A 2,178-nucleotide genomic window follows, 5' to 3' on the forward strand; every position below is an offset into this window, starting at 1 on the left:
GTGACTTACGTCACCAATATCCCCTGCCCTGATGAAGGAAAGGCAATCGCAAGAGTTGTTGAACCCCTTGTCGGTTTTAAACCCGAAACAGGTGTGGGAAACGAAGACAAATACCATAAAATTGAAGGTGGACATGTTAGAGCGACGCGATAAAGAAATCACAGATCTAAAGAGACGTGTGGCCAATATGGTTGTGGTGGGGAAGATTAGCCATGTCGACCATAAAAACGCACGCTATCGGGTAAAAAGTGGCAATCTTGTCAGTGACTGGATTCCAGATACCCAAGCCCGCGCCGGTAAAACACGTTCTTATGAAGGACGCGATGTTGGAGAGCAAGTAGTTGTTATCTCGTCATCAGGGGATTTATCACAAGGGGTGATTATTGGTTCACTTCATACAGATGCTAATCAAGCAGCCGATAAGGGCAGCATTCACCGAACGATATACCCTGATGGAACCAGCCTTGAATATGATGATGAACAAAACACTTATGGAATTCACATCAAATCCGGCGGAAAGTTTATCCTGACAATCGCTGATGGTGTGTCACTAAAAGGTGATGGTGGCAAGCTAGAGCTTACCGCACCAGATGGCATAAAGATTGTTTCAGAAAGCGATATAAATTTAAACGCAAAAGGCGGCATCTCTTTGAAGGCAGGTAGTAGCATTTCACTGAATTCGAATGATAGTCTCTCTCTTCATTCTGGAAATAATGTTTCCATTCATTCAAGTGGATTAAGACATAACGGCACCAATGTAGGAGCAACACATGTTCATGGCGGTGTTTCCCCTGGTGGTTCTATGACAGGAGGTCCCAATTGAACAGTGGAATGGACCGCACAACGGGAAAGCCATTAACCGGCATTGATCATTTGCGTCAATCAATCCTTGATATTTTGTTAACGCGGATTGGTTCGCGTGTAATGCGGCGTGATTATGGTTCACGTGTTGCTGAACTCATTGATGCACCGGTTAATAATGCTTTTGCTGTTGCTCTTTATGCTGCTGTTGCTGAGGCTTTAGACAAGTGGGAACCGCGTTTTAAATTGAAAAAAATTGATTTTAAAAGGGGTGAGAATGGACACGTTTCTTTATCCTTTGAAGGCATTTATTTGCCATCCGGCAAGCCCATTACCATGGAAGGATTATTGATAAAATGAATGGAGTGCTTGCAAAACCAGACATCATCACAGAACTTTCTTTTGAAGAAATACGCGCTGCTGCTCTTGTCCATTTAAAAGAGCTTTTGCCTGAATATACCATTCTTGAAAGTGATCCGGCCGTAAAAGTCATAGAGGCTTTTAGCTATCGAGAGTTGCTTTTAAGACAGCGTATTAACGAGGCAGCACGCAACAACATTCTTGATTTTGCAACCGGTGAATCTCTTGATGCTTTGGGAAACTGGCATGGTCTTGCCCGCATGGAGGGTGAAAGTGACGAGAGATATCGTGAACGCATACAGCTTCATGCCCGTGGAGGAAACGGAAGTGGAACAGAACCCTATTACAAACTTATCGCCTTAACAGCCGATAGTCGAGTGAAAGATGCCATTATCTATCGTAAAGGCAAAGACCCAACCATCTATGTTGCTCTTTTTGGTAATAATGAAGAAGGAACAACCTCTGAAGATCTCATACAAGCAGTTTCACAAGCTCTTCACAGAAAAAATATCATCATGACCAATGATACAATCATTGTTCACGCTGCTGTCAAAAAAGTGCTGGATTTAGAAGCAGATGTTTGGCTGTTACCAGAAACATCTTTGAAAATTCTCACAACAATGGAAACAAATTTACGCACGGCTTGGAAACAAGAACAAGCCATTGGTCGTGAATTAAGTTTGTCGTGGTGGATTTCAAAACTAATGATTGCTGGTGTCCAGAAAGTGATTGCCATTACCCCAACACAAGACAGTATGGTTTGTGATGAAGAAATTTTATCGATTGGAAAAATCACCTTAAACTTCAAAGGACGTGCCCGCTAATGGTTGGTTCCCTCCTTCCCACAAACGCGACAGAATTTGAAAAGCGCCTTGCCGATGCTTGCGATTTTCATCAAGATATTGATGGTTCTGTTTTGGGGATTTCACGCGCAAAACTGATCACACGCCCTCCCCGTTTCTTGCCGTGGTTGATTGAAGAATACGGGCTTGGTGAACTGACACCTTATGTTCCAAA

At 43.1% G+C, this 2,178-nt stretch carries 3 protein-coding genes and 1 pseudogene; all 4 read left to right on the forward strand.

The genetic code is table 11. The features are described 5' to 3' along the window. The first annotated feature begins 133 nt into the window (after positions 1 to 133). Positions 134 to 823 carry a phage baseplate assembly protein V gene (locus ACFINS_RS09585; protein ID WP_375684688.1) on the forward strand — a complete coding sequence of 230 codons (690 nt, stop codon included), beginning with the start codon at positions 134 to 136 and terminating at the stop codon, positions 821 to 823. Continuing rightward, on the forward strand, positions 820 to 1,161 hold the full coding sequence (locus tag ACFINS_RS09590; protein WP_375612353.1) for a GPW/gp25 family protein: 342 nt from the start codon (positions 820 to 822) through the stop codon (positions 1,159 to 1,161). Before ACFINS_RS09585 ends, ACFINS_RS09590 begins: the two co-directional genes overlap by 4 nt. Then, the gene (locus ACFINS_RS09595; protein ID WP_375651480.1) at positions 1,158 to 1,985 is read left to right on the forward strand and encodes a baseplate J/gp47 family protein; all 828 of its coding nucleotides are present in this window, start codon (positions 1,158 to 1,160) and stop codon (positions 1,983 to 1,985) included. The genes ACFINS_RS09590 and ACFINS_RS09595 overlap by 4 nt, the downstream gene beginning before the upstream one ends. Beyond that, positions 1,985 to 2,178: pseudogene (locus ACFINS_RS09600) on the forward strand (phage tail protein); the annotation flags it as partial. The gene ACFINS_RS09595 and the pseudogene ACFINS_RS09600, both read left to right, overlap by 1 nt.

This window comes from Bartonella sp. AA2SXKL (genome assembly GCF_042197205.1).
In the GTDB taxonomy this organism is placed as follows: domain Bacteria; phylum Pseudomonadota; class Alphaproteobacteria; order Rhizobiales; family Rhizobiaceae; genus Bartonella.